At 47.2% G+C, this 14,238-nt stretch carries 12 protein-coding genes and 1 pseudogene; 3 read left to right on the top strand and 10 right to left on the bottom strand.

What is annotated here, in order from left to right; genetic code table 11:
* Nucleotides 1-3 precede the first annotated feature (3 nt).
* The 4 genes from DWZ60_RS07380 to DWZ60_RS07365 all read right to left on the bottom strand — a co-directional run bounded on the left by DWZ60_RS07380 (nt 4) and on the right by DWZ60_RS07365 (nt 3,925).
* Complete coding sequence (locus DWZ60_RS07380; protein ID WP_117760778.1) at nt 4-879, bottom strand: methionyl aminopeptidase; 876 nt, start codon at nt 877-879, stop codon at nt 4-6.
* A gap of 190 nt (nt 880-1,069) precedes the next feature.
* A complete protein-coding gene (locus DWZ60_RS07375) occupies nt 1,070-2,488 on the bottom strand; it encodes a GH32 C-terminal domain-containing protein (protein ID WP_119221448.1) in 1,419 nt (472 codons plus the stop codon).
* Nucleotides 2,489-2,492: 4 nt separating this feature from the next.
* Nucleotides 2,493-2,831: a GH32 C-terminal domain-containing protein gene (locus DWZ60_RS07370; RefSeq protein WP_243038247.1), complete on the bottom strand. Its 339-nt coding sequence runs from the start codon at nt 2,829-2,831 to the stop codon at nt 2,493-2,495.
* Nucleotides 2,780-3,925 carry a family 43 glycosylhydrolase gene (locus DWZ60_RS07365; RefSeq protein WP_158576350.1) on the bottom strand — a complete coding sequence of 382 codons (1,146 nt, stop codon included), beginning with the start codon at nt 3,923-3,925 and terminating at the stop codon, nt 2,780-2,782. The genes DWZ60_RS07370 and DWZ60_RS07365 overlap by 52 nt, the downstream gene beginning before the upstream one ends.
* A 180-nt stretch (nt 3,926-4,105) precedes the next feature.
* Between DWZ60_RS07365 and DWZ60_RS07360 the strand changes: the two genes are divergently transcribed.
* Nucleotides 4,106-4,534, top strand: a complete 429-nt coding sequence (locus DWZ60_RS07360; protein ID WP_022461386.1) for a hypothetical protein — start codon at nt 4,106-4,108, stop codon at nt 4,532-4,534.
* A gap of 283 nt (nt 4,535-4,817) precedes the next feature.
* Entirely contained in the window at nt 4,818-6,581 is a 1,764-nt protein-coding gene (locus DWZ60_RS07355) for a Na/Pi cotransporter family protein (protein WP_119221445.1), read from the top strand.
* A 221-nt stretch (nt 6,582-6,802) separates the two neighbouring features.
* On the opposite strand, the gene glgD is transcribed toward DWZ60_RS07355, so the two are convergent.
* From glgD to DWZ60_RS18645, 5 genes and pseudogenes are all read right to left on the bottom strand, one after another.
* Nucleotides 6,803-7,945 (bottom strand): glucose-1-phosphate adenylyltransferase subunit GlgD, encoded by a 1,143-nt coding sequence (glgD, locus tag DWZ60_RS07350; protein WP_117801747.1) that lies wholly within the window; start codon nt 7,943-7,945, stop codon nt 6,803-6,805.
* On the bottom strand, nt 7,939-8,382 hold the full coding sequence (locus DWZ60_RS21155) for a hypothetical protein (RefSeq protein WP_330422169.1): 444 nt from the start codon (nt 8,380-8,382) through the stop codon (nt 7,939-7,941). Before DWZ60_RS21155 ends, glgD begins: the two co-directional genes overlap by 7 nt.
* A gap of 48 nt (nt 8,383-8,430) precedes the next feature.
* A pseudogene (locus tag DWZ60_RS21150) lies at nt 8,431-9,125 on the bottom strand (sugar phosphate nucleotidyltransferase); the annotation flags it as partial.
* Nucleotides 9,126-9,428: 303 nt separating this feature from the next.
* Nucleotides 9,429-11,468, bottom strand: a complete 2,040-nt coding sequence (locus tag DWZ60_RS18650; RefSeq protein ID WP_158576348.1) for a glycoside hydrolase family 3 N-terminal domain-containing protein — start codon at nt 11,466-11,468, stop codon at nt 9,429-9,431.
* Nucleotides 11,465-12,043, bottom strand: coding sequence for a glycoside hydrolase family 3 C-terminal domain-containing protein (locus DWZ60_RS18645; RefSeq protein ID WP_158576346.1), 579 nt, complete (start codon nt 12,041-12,043; stop codon nt 11,465-11,467). The genes DWZ60_RS18650 and DWZ60_RS18645 overlap by 4 nt, the downstream gene beginning before the upstream one ends.
* A gap of 322 nt (nt 12,044-12,365) precedes the next feature.
* Between DWZ60_RS18645 and DWZ60_RS07335 the strand changes: the two genes are divergently transcribed.
* Nucleotides 12,366-12,770, top strand: a complete 405-nt coding sequence (locus DWZ60_RS07335) for an ACT domain-containing protein (protein WP_022461391.1) — start codon at nt 12,366-12,368, stop codon at nt 12,768-12,770.
* A gap of 77 nt (nt 12,771-12,847) precedes the next feature.
* On the opposite strand, the gene DWZ60_RS07330 is transcribed toward DWZ60_RS07335, so the two are convergent.
* Nucleotides 12,848-14,227, bottom strand: a complete 1,380-nt coding sequence (locus tag DWZ60_RS07330; RefSeq protein WP_022461392.1) for an MATE family efflux transporter — start codon at nt 14,225-14,227, stop codon at nt 12,848-12,850.
* Nucleotides 14,228-14,238: the final 11 nt, after the last annotated feature.

Raw genomic sequence — 14,238 nt, 5'->3', positions numbered from 1 at the left:
CAATTAATATGCCAGAATTTCATATCCATCTTCTGTTACCGCAACCGTAACCTCCCACTGGGCTGACGGTGCGCCGTCCTCAGTGTAGACAGTCCAGTCGTTGTCGGAGTCGATGAAGATCTCATCCGTTCCGAGATTGATCATCGGCTCAATGGTGAATACCATACCCGGTACGAGCAGCATTCCGGTATCTCGTCTTGTGACATAGCTGACGAACGGATCCTCGTGGAACTCCAGACCGACGCCATGGCCGCCGATGTCACGGACTACTTTATAGCCCTGACTCTGGGCAAATTCATTGATCACCGCGCCGACATTGCCAAGCCGGTTAAACGGACGTACTTCGGAGAGTCCAAGCTGTACGGCTTTTAACGTATCTTCCACCAGCTTCTTTGAAACCTCGTCTACCTCACCGATGCAGAACATACGGGAAGAATCAGAAAAATATCCCTTATAAATAGTAGAAACATCGACGTTGATGATGTCTCCGTCCTGCAGAATTTCCTCCTCATTCGGAATTCCATGGCATACCGCATCGTTGATGGAGGTACACACGCTCTTCGGAAATCCTTCATAATTCAGCGGTGCTGCAATTCCGCCGAGTTCTTTTGTCTTTTCTGCGACCAGACGGTCGATGTCTTCCGTACTCATGCCTGCATGAATGTTTTCGGCCACATAATCCAGAACTGCAATATTGACAAGACCGCTTTCACGAATCCCATCGATCTGATCCGGTCTTTTGATAATTTTCTTCGGCGGAATTTTCCATCCCTTTAATTTATAAGAATTGATTTTCTCATCCAGCGCCAGATGGCAGTCTTTGTACTTCTTCCCGCTGCCGCACCAGCAGGGATCATTTCTTCCAATTTTTTTCAGCATAATGTTCTATCCTCTTTCTGAACGCGGAACGACAGATCCGATTTTCTGTCTCCCGCTGAAATTCATATAACTCCTCTACTACTTTACCACACTCCGGCAAAACTGCAAGCAAAAGTTCCCAAATGAATAACTCTCTCAAAAGAGACCCTCCGCCGGATTCCGCATGCGGACGGCGCGTGCAGTAAGGTTATCATGCGTGAAAAACTTTTATATCCCGAAATACCGCTTTCCCATCCGATGCATACAGCCCGAAGCATCCGCCCGTCTGATCATACATCCGTGTTCCAAGCGCAATTTTGCCATCCACATAAGCTTCCAGAATCGTACCGTCTGCAATCACATCGACATGAAAGCTTCTTCCCGTTGATGACGGCAGCGGCCGTTCCAGTTCCACCTCATATGGGAACATCTGTCCGCCCCGTTCTTTCATGCGGACTCCGGATTTAAACTCGATCCGGCGGCGTCCAAAATCAATCAGAAGATAATAACCGACTGTAAATGTTTCCCCGACATGTACCGCAATTCCAATGCTCGGGTTATCCCCGGCTACCTCGACGTCAAAGGAAAGGCGGCTCGTTTCACCCACCGGATTCAGCAGCAGCGCACTAAAATCGTACGGTGTATCAACCTTTGCCTGATCCTTTTCCAGCTTCCACTCTCCTGTCAGCGCCTGCATCTGAAGCGGTTCTTCCCGTCCCACGGCTTCCAGCACCTGCGGAATCGGCTTCACAAAAAGGTCGCCATTCTCATCCTGCCACAGCTCATGCACCACCAGACTTCCTCCCCAGTCCCAGGTATTGCAGTCTTTTCCGGGATATCCCGGCGGATCAAAATTGTGCTCGTTGACTTCTCTTGTCGGATTCCAGCCGTAAACGTATCGATGAACGCCATCACTTCCCGTCTTTGCCGCATAAAAAGCACGCGTGTCGAACGTATCAATTTCCGGCGTCTGCCACGGTCCATACGGACTTCTGCTCTTCCGGTACATCGTCTGATAGCGGTCCGCATACGAAGAAAAGACGAGATAATACCAGTCTCCCATCCGGAAAAAGTCAGGGCACTCAAACGCACACTGTGCATTCATCGGAGCATAGAACGGCTCGCAATAGTCCCAGTGATGCAGATCCTTCGATTTGCACAGACCCACACAGCCTCTCCTCGTCGTTTTTCCTTTTTTCTGCGCCGCAAAAATCATCCACCAGCAGTTTTCCTCCTCACTCCAGAAAACAAACGGATCCCTCCAGTGGATCGGCTCATAGATCACATCATCCGATGCGAAGCGGTCCTCCGGGATTTCCGTCCACACATCCAGATCGGTGCTGACGGCGTGATTCATGTAGTTCTTCTCTGGCAACTTCTGAAAGGTACAGTAAAACATGTGATACAGGCCATCCACTTTGATCACAGAACCCGTGCCGCCCACAATTTTTGTATCATGCTCCGTATAATGAATATGATCTGTCGTGCTCAGCATCACCCAGCTGTCCTGATGCTGTTCATCCCGGTTCGCACGGTAATTGCGAAGATAAAACGGTTTAAAAACACCATTGTCATAATAGGGGATCACATCACCCAGCACTGCCTTTTCCGGTCGAAAATAAAGACTCATCCGCTCACCCTCCCATCGTTGTCAATTGAATATTTTCAAAGCGCACCTTTCCGTCAGATACAGCAAGACCAAACTTCCGGTCGTGCAAGTCATACGCGCGCACACTGAGAGCCGTTGTTCCGCCCACATAGACTTCCATCACAGACTCATCGATATAAATTTCCATGGAATACGTTTTCCCCGGAATCAGTTCCAGCGGCCGCTCCAGCTCGACATCGTACTGGAACGTCCATCCGCCCTGCTCATGCATACGGATTGCGCTCTTGTACTCCAGACGCTGCCGCTTCGGATCTAAGTAGAAATAGTAGCCTCTCGCAAACTCCTCATCCACCTGCAGTGCCACGGCAAAGCGCTCCGTTCCTTCAGAAAACGTGAAATCAAGTGCCAGACAGCCTGATGCGGAACGTCGTTTTCACTGAGTGCAGACGCATAAGCATACGGCGTATCAACAACGGCAGATGTTTCACCAATCTCCCACGCGCCGTTCATCGGTGCCCACTTTACGTCATTTTGAATGCTCAGAACCTCTTTCAGCGCCGGATTTGGTCTTACCGCCAGTGTGCCGTCCTCCCGTGCATAAATTTCATGCGGAATCAGCGTACCGCCCCAGTCATATGTTTTGTAATCGTATCCCTCGTGGTTCGGATCCGGGTCGAAATTCCAGGTATTCTGTGTCCTTGTCGGATTCCAGCCGAACAGATACCGGTGGTTTCCATCCCCGCAGCTTTTTGCCGCGTAGAACGCACGACCGTCAAAGGAATCTGTTTTCGGGCGTTTCCACGGTCCATGGCAGGAACGGCTCATGCGGTAAATGGTCTGGAAACGGTCTGTGAACTGTGAAAAGATCAGATACCACCAGCCGTTTTCGTAAAACATGTCCGGGCACTCGTACGCAGCCATGCTCGCATGCGGTGCATACAGCGGCTCACAGCACTCCCAGTGGTGAAGATCGGCAGATTTACATAAGCCTACACAGCCGCGGCGGCCTGTTTTTCCCTGGCTCTGCGCGCACAGCAGCATCCACCAGCAGTTTTCTTCCTCATTCCAGAACACGTATGGATCGCGCCAGTCGGTCGGCAGATAGATCGTTTCGTCCGGTCCGAATGTTTCTTCTTCGTGTTTCGTCCAACTGTCCAGATCACGGCTCGTCGCGTGGCAGACGTACTGCCGCTGCGGATTCTGTTCAAAGACGCAGTAATATAAATGGTAAATCCCATCTGCCTTGATGACAGATCCCGTTCCTCCCAGAATCCCAATCGCCGTCTCCGGCCCGTAATGCACCATATCTTTTGTGTTTAGCAGATGCCAGCCGTCTTTCCTGTCGCTGCCGAAATATGGATTCCAGTTTTTCAGATAAAAAAGGTGGAATTTCCCATCTTCATAATAAGGAATCACATCGCCGACACGAGCATGCTGCGGGGTATAAAATAACTGCATATTTTTTCTTCTCCTTTCTGTTTTTCTGCGGTTTTTCCCGCTTTTTCGTACTCTTTTTCCGATGCTTTTATTATACTTTTTTCCCTGTAAAATTACAATTAAAATCAGGTATATTTGCCCCGATTTCCGGCAATACTTTTTCATGAAACCACCAAAGAAAGTAAGAAAGGAAGATGCACGATGAGTGGAGATGCAGAGCTTTTAAACTTTATTTACCAGAACTCCCAGATGGGTGTCGACACGATCCGGCAGCTCATTGGAGTCGTTGAGGACAAAGACTTAAAAGAACATCTGAAAACCCAGTTTCAGGGCTATGAGGAATTTCATCAGGCGGCAAAGGAGCTGCTGAATGAACACGGCTACGATGAAAAAGGCCTTGGCATAATGGAAAAAGCACGCACGTATTTTATGATAAACCTGCAGACTATGACGGATCCGTCCGTCTCACACATTGCCAGCATGCTGATTACCGGAAGCAGCATGGGCATCGTCGAGGCAATCCAGAAGTACCGCCAGTATGAGGACGCGGATCCCAAAATCCGGGATCTGATGGATAAGCTGCGAAAATTTGAAGAATACAACATGGAAAAGTTAAAAGATTTCTTATGAAAATCATATTCAGCCAAACTACCCGCATCTGCAGATCCTGCGAGTGGCAGCTTCTTTCGGATGCAAAGGAATCGAGAAACGATCCGGTACCGGCACAAAACAGTGCCGCACCGGATTTTGAGTTGTTTTGACCGTTTTACAAACTTTACATACATTTAACACAAAACTGTTTTTAGATGTGTTATCTTCTAAATGTAGGTTTTTTCTCGAGTAAGACCTGCAAAACGTGTATCTATTGTTAAAACCACGAAAAGAAAAAGAAAATTACGTAAAGGGAGAAATTATGGACATTTTTGGAGTGTTATCCTTTGTCGGTGGCCTTGCCATGTTCTTATACGGCATGAGTGCCATGGGCGATGGCCTGACCAAACTTTCCGGCGGTAAACTGGAATACCTGCTGGAAAAGCTGACATCAAAGCGGATTATGGCAGTTCTTTTAGGTGCCGGTGTTACCGCAGTTATCCAGTCCTCTTCTGCAACTACTGTTATGGTTGTCGGATTCGTAAACTCCGGCATCATGAAGCTGAACCAGGCAGTCGGCATCATCATGGGCGCCAATATCGGTACCACCATCACTTCCTGGATCTTAAGTCTTACCGGCATTCAGGGCGACAATGTATTCATTAAAATGCTGAACCCGTCGTCCTTTTCCCCCATTCTTGCAATCATCGGCGTTTTTATGCTGATGCTGGCAAAGAGCGATAAAAAGAAAAATGTCGGTACCCTGTTAACCGGTTTTTCCATTCTGATGTTTGGTATGCACACCATGAGCAGCGCTGTATCACCGCTCGCAGATGTACCGGAATTCACGGGACTTCTCGTAAAATTCTCAATTCCGGTGCTCGGTGTTCTTGCCGGAACCATTCTGACCGCCGTGATCCAGAGTTCCTCTGCTTCTGTCGGTATTCTCCAGGCACTCTGCGCAACCGGTTCCGTCAGCTACGCCGTAGCGATCCCGATCATCATGGGACAGAATATCGGTACATGTATTACCGCATTGCTCTCCTCCATCGGTACAAGCCGCAATGCACGCCGTACCGCAATGGTTCACCTTTATTTTAACATCATCGGTACTGTTCTTTTCCTGGTTCTCTTCTATGGAATCAATGCCTTTGTGCATTTTCCATTCCTGGAAACCTCCGCAAATGCAGCCGGTATTGCAATCGTTCACTCCGGCTTCAATATTTTTGCAACACTGATCCTGTTCCCGTTTGCAGACGGACTGGTCAAACTTGCGAAACTGACCATTCCGGACGGACCGGAAGAAAAAGCAGACGAAGCTGTTCAGATGCTCGATACCCGTTTCCTCGACAGCCCGGCTTTTGCTCTGCAGCAGTGTAAAGTTGCAGCCGCAAAAATGGCAGAGCTGACCGAAACCGGCCTTATTACCTCTGTTGACCTGATGGCCTCCTACAACGAGGCGGATGCGGAAAATGTAGATATTCTTGAGAAAAAGGTGGATCATTTTGAAGATGCCCTCGGCACATATCTGGTGAAGCTTTCCAGTGAAAAGCTTTCCCCGAAGGACAGCCAGACACTTTCCATGATCCTGCACTGCATCGGCGATTTCGAACGAATTTCCGATCACACCGTCAACATCATGAAAGCTGCAAGAGAGATGCATGACAAGAGCCTGCAGTTCTCTTCTGATGGAGCCGCAGAGCTTGCTGTTTATGGCAAAGCAGTCAAAGATATTGTCAGCCTGACCTTCTCCGTTTTCAACAATGAGGATGTGAAAAAAGCAAATGAAGTGGAACCACTCGAGCAGGTGATTGACAGCCTGAATTCCAGCCTGAAGAACCACCACATCGAACGGCTCCAGAGTGGAAAATGCACGATCGAGCTTGGTTTTATCCTTTCCGATGTGATGACCGACTTCGAACGGATTTCCGACCACTGCTCCAACATTGCCGTCTGCGTCAGCCAGATCCACAGCGGATCGTTTGATACACATGAGTATCTGCATGCATTAAAGAAAGAAGAAGAATTTGAGACAGAATATAAAGAGCTGAAAAAACAGTATCAGCTGCCAACGCTGAAAGCCTAAAAACAGACTGTACTGTAACCATAAGCTGTACAACCGGGAATTTTTATGGTAAGAATCTTCCCTTCCTTAGGCTATCACTGTTTTGTTTTATTACCATATCACAGATGCATTACTCAATCTACTATTTTTCTCTGAATTTTTCCAAAAAATACCGACTGCCCATCAATATTGATATATTCTACATTGGCAGTCGGTATTTCTATTTCATTCTATTCTTTTCTTTATACAACCTGATCCTTCGCAATAAATACCGGGAAGGAATCGGTTCCTTTGAGCTGTTTTCCTTCAGATACCGTAACGTATTTATCAGAAACAACGTACTCAATCTCAGCGCCTGCTTCAATCACGGTATCCTGCATCAGAATGCAGTTCTTTACTTTTGCTCCCTTGGCTACCTTGACACCACGGAACAAAATGCTGTTTTCGATTTCGCCTTCGATCACACAGCCGTCTGCTACCATCACGTTTTTCGCTTTTGATCCGTTGATATAACGGGTCGGATTGTCGTCGCGGACTTTGGTATAGATCGGGTTGCCGGAGAAGAGACTATCGAGATTCTCATCTTTTAAGAGCTTCATGTTCTCATCGAAATAACTCTTCATATCGTCGATTCTTGCCTGATAACCGGTAAACTCATATCCCTGAATGTTCAGTTTCTCCGTTTGCGGTGCCAGGACATCACGCTCAAAGAATTTATTTCCAAGGACAAAGCCTTTTTTGATTTCGTCGATCAGAAGCTGACGCTCCATCACGTAGATATTCATCGATACATTCTGTACTCCGTTTTCCTCCGAGTTTACAAAGATCTTGCTGATCTTCTGTCCTGCCATGGAGAAGGTGTAGTGCAGATAATTGGTTTTCTCGTAAGAGCTTCTGACGCCTTCCGGAATCGGCTGCTTGGTATAAGCTGCAGTAACATCTGCGCCGCTTTCGATATGCTGATTCAGCATCTCTTTGAAATCAAAATTGCAGGCAATGTTGGTGTCCGCCATAACAACATATTTTTCTTTCTGCCATTTCAGAAAATCGAGAACATTTGCCAGTGCTTCCACTCTTCCGGAATACACCTGAATTTTCTTCTCGGAATAAGGCGGAACAATGTTTAAGCCGCCTTTTTTTCTGGCGAGATCCCACTCACGTCCGGAGCCGAGATGATCCATCAGCGAATGGTAATTTTTGCGGACGATAATGGATACATTTCCGATTCCGCAGTTTACCATGCTGGATAAAATAAAGTCCACCATGCGGTAACGGCTGGCAAAAGGAATGGAGGCCATCAGACGCTCGTTTACCAGATCCGGTACCTGCTCATCATAACTGTTTGGGAAAATGATGCCCAGTGCATCTGCATTTGCGTTTACCATTCTTCTTCACCATCCTTTACATTTGCATTTACCATTGCATTTGGTCCTACTTTGGCACGCTCACCGATATGGATTCCGGATCCGATGGTGGCAACACCTTTTTCACCGTCATGCGGCATTTCTCCTACCACGGCATTCTGGCCAATCACAACGTTTTCCGCAACGATACAGTGTTTCACGACTGCTCCGGATTCGATCACGGTTCCTCCCATGATAACGGCATCTTCTACTTCTGCGCCCTCTGCAACCTTTACACCGGAGAACAGAATCGAATGTTTGACATGACCTGCAATACGGCAGCCATCGGTGATCATACAGTTTTCCACAACAGCGGTTTCGGTGATCTTATGGCCTGTTTTTCCGCTGTTTCGGCTGTAAATCTTCCAGTTATTGTCAAACAGGTTGATTCCGCTGTGTTCCGGATCGAGGATTTCCATATTTGCCTCCCACAAAGAGGAGATGGTTCCTACATCTTTCCAGTATCCGCTGAAATGATAAGCGTACATATTGCGTCCGTCTTTAAAGAATTCGGGATGATGTTGTTTCCGAAATCGTTCGAAGAATTCGGGTCTGCCTCGTCCTCAATCAGATATTTTTTCAGGATATCCCAGTTGAAAATGTAGATACCCATGGATGCCAGATTGGATTTCGGCTGTTTTGGTTTTTCCTGGAACTCGGTGATTTTGTCATTTTCATCTGCTACCATAAGTCCGAAACGGGATGCCTCCTCCCACGGCACTTCCATAACCGCAACGCTGAATTCTGCGCCCTTTTCCTTATGGAAGCGGAGGAAATCGCTGTAGTCCTGTTTGCAGATCTGGTCTCCGGAAAGGATGATGACGTACTCCGGATCGTAGCTCTCGATGAATGGAATGTTCTGGTAGATGGCATTTGCAGTTCCTTTATACCAGTCAGAACCTGAGGCTTTCTGATAAGGAGGCAGCACGTGAACACCTCCATGGAGGCGGTCCAGATCCCACGGCTGGCCGTTTCCTATGTACTCATTTAACACCATTGGCTGATACTGTGTCAGAATACCTACGGTATCAATTCCGGAATTTACGCAGTTAGAAAGTGGGAAATCGATGATTCTATATTTTCCGCCAAATGGAACTGCCGGTTTTGCAAGCTTCTCGGTCAGCGCATAAAGGCGAGATCCCTGACCTCCGGCAAGAAGCATTGCTATCATTTCTTTTGCCATAATCTATCCCCCTGTTTTAATAGATGCATTCATTATAGCACACTATGTGCTCTAGGGACAATCTTTTTGTGCATTTTTCACTATTTTTTATTTTTTTACCGATTTTATTCTGTGTTTTTCTCCAGTTTTACAGTTCTTTCGTGAGCTTTTTACATTTTCTGCCAGCACCTGACATGGAACCTCAATCCGATCAAAAAAGGTCCTCATTTGACGATACAAAAAGCAGCCCCGCAAAACCTTAGGGTAAAGGTCTGCGGGGCTGCTTCTATACTCTTTGATTCTTTATGCTTTTGTAACGGTAACCGCCTCCGCGAGATCGAACTGGTCACCATACGGTTTACAGTCATCATAGGCGAGGGACTGCAGAACAACATTCAGAATACGGTACGCACAGGTCTGAAGCTGTCCAAGCGGCAGGGTTCCGTCTGCGACAGATGCTACAATTTCCTGGCGGTTTCCTTTCTGGCCAGGCATCTGCAGATCGTTTCCTGCAAGAACACATTCTCTTGAAGTGGAATGTCCGTATTTCAGGTTATATTTGTAAGCGAACAATCCGCTCATGTCCTCTGAGGTTCCCCAGTCGGTCATGACATAGCCTGCGAAGCCCCACTCATCTCTTGCTGCTGCCGTCAGAAGGTCGTGGCTGTTGGCAGTATGTACACCGTTTACCAGGTTGTACGAGGACATGATTGTCATCGGCTGTGCTGTCTTGACTGCGATTTCAAAGCCCTTCAGATAGATTTCACGCATTGCACGCTCGCTGATATGCTCATTGACGTACATACGGTTGTCTTCCTGGTTGTTGGCTGCAAAGTGCTTGATACTGGTTCCGATTCCGGCATGGGACTGGATTCCTCTGGTATCGGCTGCTGCACACAGACCTGCCACAAGCGGATCCTCTGAATAGTACTCGAAGTTTCTTCCGCACAGCGGATTTCTGTGAATGTTCATGCCAGGTGCCAGCCATACGGAAATGTGGAATTCTTCCATCTCTTTTCCGACGATATCACCGCATTTCTGAATCAGATCCATGTTCCACGATTGTGCAAGAAGCGCTGCTACCGGGATTGCGGTGCAGTACTGGAAATACTCCGTGCCGCCTTCCGGAACTTCGATTTCATTTTTGTTAAACGCATCTTCCAGAGGATTTCCGGAGGATACCATCTTTCCGTCTGCATCAACGACAAAGTGCGGAATCAGACGAAGACCGGCCGGACCGTCTGCAAGAATCGTATTGTAAATACCTCTGTCCGCAAGAAGAATGGAAGTCGTATCTCCCGCTGCTCCAGGCGCCATATCGGAAGAAGATCCGATAAAGCCTTCCTGTCCGAGGCCGTCTGCCGTACCATTGCAAACGGTAGCCATCTCTTCTACGGTCAGCTGCGATACGAGATCTTTTAACGTCGCTTTTCCGCTCTTTACATCTGCCGCAGTCAGCTTCTCTCCCTCATAAACTGGGAATGCTTCCGGTGTTCCACTGTAAATAACGGTCTCTGTCTTGATGCATTTACTGCAAATCTCAATCTGTTTTGCAGCTGCTTTTTCTTCTGCCTCACCTTCATAGCTGTACGGTGTTACGCCTGCTTTGGAGAGTTCCTGCGGAGCGTCATCTGCCGGGAAGAGATTCTTTCCCTGAACCGTAACAACGGTCTCTTTGAGATTCAGGGCTGCTGCCACTTTCGTTGTTCTGGAGCTGTTACCGACACGGATGTAATACGTTCCTGCTTCGAGTACCCATGCTGCTTTTTTCTCATCGTAGGAAGCCATAGATCTCGTCGGGAAGGAAATGGTAATCGTCTGGGACTCACCCGGCGAGAGCAGATCGGATTTTCCGAAGCCGCCAAGCTCCTGATACGGTTTCTCAATCGTTCCATCCGGTGCGGAATAGTAAACCTGTACGACTTCTTTTCCGGCGAATGTATCACCAATATTCTTTACGGATGCGGTAACGGTAACGTTCTTATCATCTGCCTTCACGTCCCTTACTTCCGTCTCGAAATCAGTATAGCCTTTGCCGTAGCCGAAGCAGTAGTTCGGGGTTACGTTGAAGGTGTCAAAATAACGGTAGCCGACATAAATGCCATCGCTGTAATACTCATCGTTAGTGTCACCGTTGTTGTGGCTGAAATTTTCGGAGGACGGATAGTCTTCATAGGAAGCAGCCCATGTATCGGTCAGCTTTCCTGATGGAATGCTCTTTCCGAGAACAACGTCTGCAACGATGTTTCCGGTTGCATTTCCGGCCTGTCCTGCAAGAAGAATTGCATTCAGTCCTTTGATTTTCTTTAACTCTGTGGTGTCTACAAGGTTCGCAATATTCAAAATAAAACTGTTTTCTCATAATGCTCTGCCAGATAGGCAATGTCAGCGAGCTCGTTTTCGCCGAGCAGATAATCGCATGCTCTGTTATAGCGGTCTGCACCTTCACCGGAGTTTCTTGACAGAACGTAGATAGCGGTATCGGTGTCCTCTTTTTCGGTAATCGCAGGTACATCAGGCTGCGCAAATGCTTCCGAGAACATGACAGCAAAAATCGGAATGTGAAGCTCCTCTGCTTTTTTTGCCAGCTCTGCCTGATATGCAGCCTGCGCATCTGCAAGCACTTTGTCATATTCGTCAAGCCATTTACCGGTCAGAATTTCAAAGCCGGCCTCTTTTAAGCCCTGTTCAATCGTAACAACCGTTCTTGTGTTAACGTCTCCGGAACCGGTACCCCCTTTTACCGTGTGGCGGACGCCGTTACCATAAACTGCGACTTTTCCTGCACCGGCAAGCGGCAGGGTTCCGTCGTTTTCAAGAAGTGTCATGCACTCACCGGCCAGTTCACGTACCAGCGCGGAATGTTCTTTTTCTCTAGCAGATACTTCTCCTGTTTTTGATGCATAAAATGTTGCCATAATTCTAATACCTCCCAATAACAAATTCACATATAGCGCTTTTATTGTAACGCATTTTTCGTCATTATGCAAAAGTTTTTTCACCCGTTTTCTCATATTTTATTTGTATTTTGTGCATTTTCTCTTATTATCCGACTTTTCTGTCTTTTTTTCGCTCATTGATTTCTTTTTTTATTTTTTATATTGATGCTTTTATTCTATTGATTTTTCTGTAAACGATACGCTTTTTCCACCTTTTTTCGTCTTCTTTCACAAAATTCGTTGACGCGTTTGATTTTGGCAGTATAATGGAATCACAGATCAATTTTAGGAGGCCCCAATTATGTTAAAACAACTTTCTATTTTCGCAGAAAATAAAAAAGGCACGATGCAGCAGATCACACAGATTCTGTTTGAAAATGACGTCAACATTTTAGGTTCCGTCAACAATGACAGCGCAGAGTACGGCATTGTCCGCATGGTCGTTTCCGATCCGGATAAAGCAGAGCAGGCGCTTCAGGCTGCCGGTTACATGACACGCCAGACGGATGTACTCGGTGTCGAGGTAGTTGATCAGCCGGGTAACTTAAATTCCCTTCTGAAAACACTGCTTGAGACAAATATCGACATCGACTATATCTATCTCTCTTTCAACCGCGAGTCCGGCTGCCCGATCATGGTGTTCCATGTACCGGATGTGTACGAGACAGAAGCAAGCTTAAAGAGCAAAGGATATACCGTTCTCTAGAGCATGTTTGAAAAACACGAAAAAAGACATCTAACGAAGTGATTTTTCACCTCTGCAGATGTCTTTTTCTATATCATCTATTCTTTTTCTTCATCCTCAAACAGATGATCCCGCGTAATGTTTTTTGCCCACAGTCCGCTCTTATACCGTTTCAGAACCCACGGCCATTTTACAAACTCATCTGTACACAACAGGAAATAAACCACAAGGACAGGAAGCTTGAAGACAAACGCTGCAATAAATCCAAGCGGCACCGCGTAGCACCACATATCAATCGTATCGCAGACCAGTCCGAACTTTGTGTCACCTCCGGCACGGAATACTCCGGCAATCAGCGTTGTATTGACGGCAGTCCCCATAATATAATAGGTGTTAATCAGCAGCATATATTTCAGATAATGCATCGCGGTCTCATTTAAAGAAGCAAACTTCAGTACAAACGGCGTGATACCCAGTACAACCAGTCCGCCCACAGCTCCGGTAACAACCGTCAGCTTCAGCAGTTTAGACGCATATTCCTTCGCCTTTTCCAGATTTCCTTCTCCCATAACATTTCCAAGCAGAATACCGCCCGCACTTGCCACACCAAAGCACAGCACAGTTCCGATATTTCTTACAACGACAACGAGCGAGTTTGCCGCTACCGCATCGCTTCCCAGATGGCCCAGGATCACAGAATACATCGAAAATGCAACGCCCCAGGAAAGATCATTTCCAAGCGCCGGAAGTGACAGCTTCACAAAATCGGAAAACAGCATCTTGTTGCGGATGAACATGTACCGCAGATCGAGCTTGATATCCTTACTCATGATCGACACAATCACACAGCCGATCAGTTCAATGACACGCGACATCGCCGTTGCGATTGCAACACCGGTTGCTCCAAGCTTCGGAAATCCGAAGAGGCCAAAAATGAAGCATGCGTTGAAAAATACGTTCAGTGCGAATGCCATCATATTCATCGCCATGCTGATCGTCACACGGCCGAGGCTTCGAAGTACCGCAAGATAGATCTCCGTGATGCCCCAACACAGGTAGGTCACACCCATGACGCGCAGATACGAAGCACCGATCCGGATCAGTTCCGCATTATCTGTAAACAGACGCATCATCATCTGTGGCATGGTAAAAGCAATTCCTGCCACAACAACGGAGATGATGACGGAGAATCGAAGTGCGATTCCCTCGACAGTCTGAATTGCGCGCATATTGCCCTTTCCAAAGTACTGGGCACACAGAAGTGTTGCTCCTGTTCCCAGTCCGTAATAAACCATAAATAATACATTTGCATAGTTGGATGCCAGGGATACCGCGGAAATAGCGGACTGTCCCACGTAGTTCAACATCACGACATCGGCAGAGTTGACTGCCGCGCTTAAAAGATTCTGAATCACAATCGGCAGAACCAGCTTAAAAATCTGGCTGTAAAAGCCCTGCTCTTTTGTTGTTGCCCTCATGTTTCTTCTCC

Origin of the sequence: Blautia sp. AF34-10, from assembly GCF_003477865.1 — a bacterium.
Lineage (GTDB): Bacteria > Bacillota > Clostridia > Lachnospirales > Lachnospiraceae > Fusicatenibacter > Fusicatenibacter saccharivorans.
This window is presented reverse-complemented; position numbering and strand designations above follow the sequence as displayed.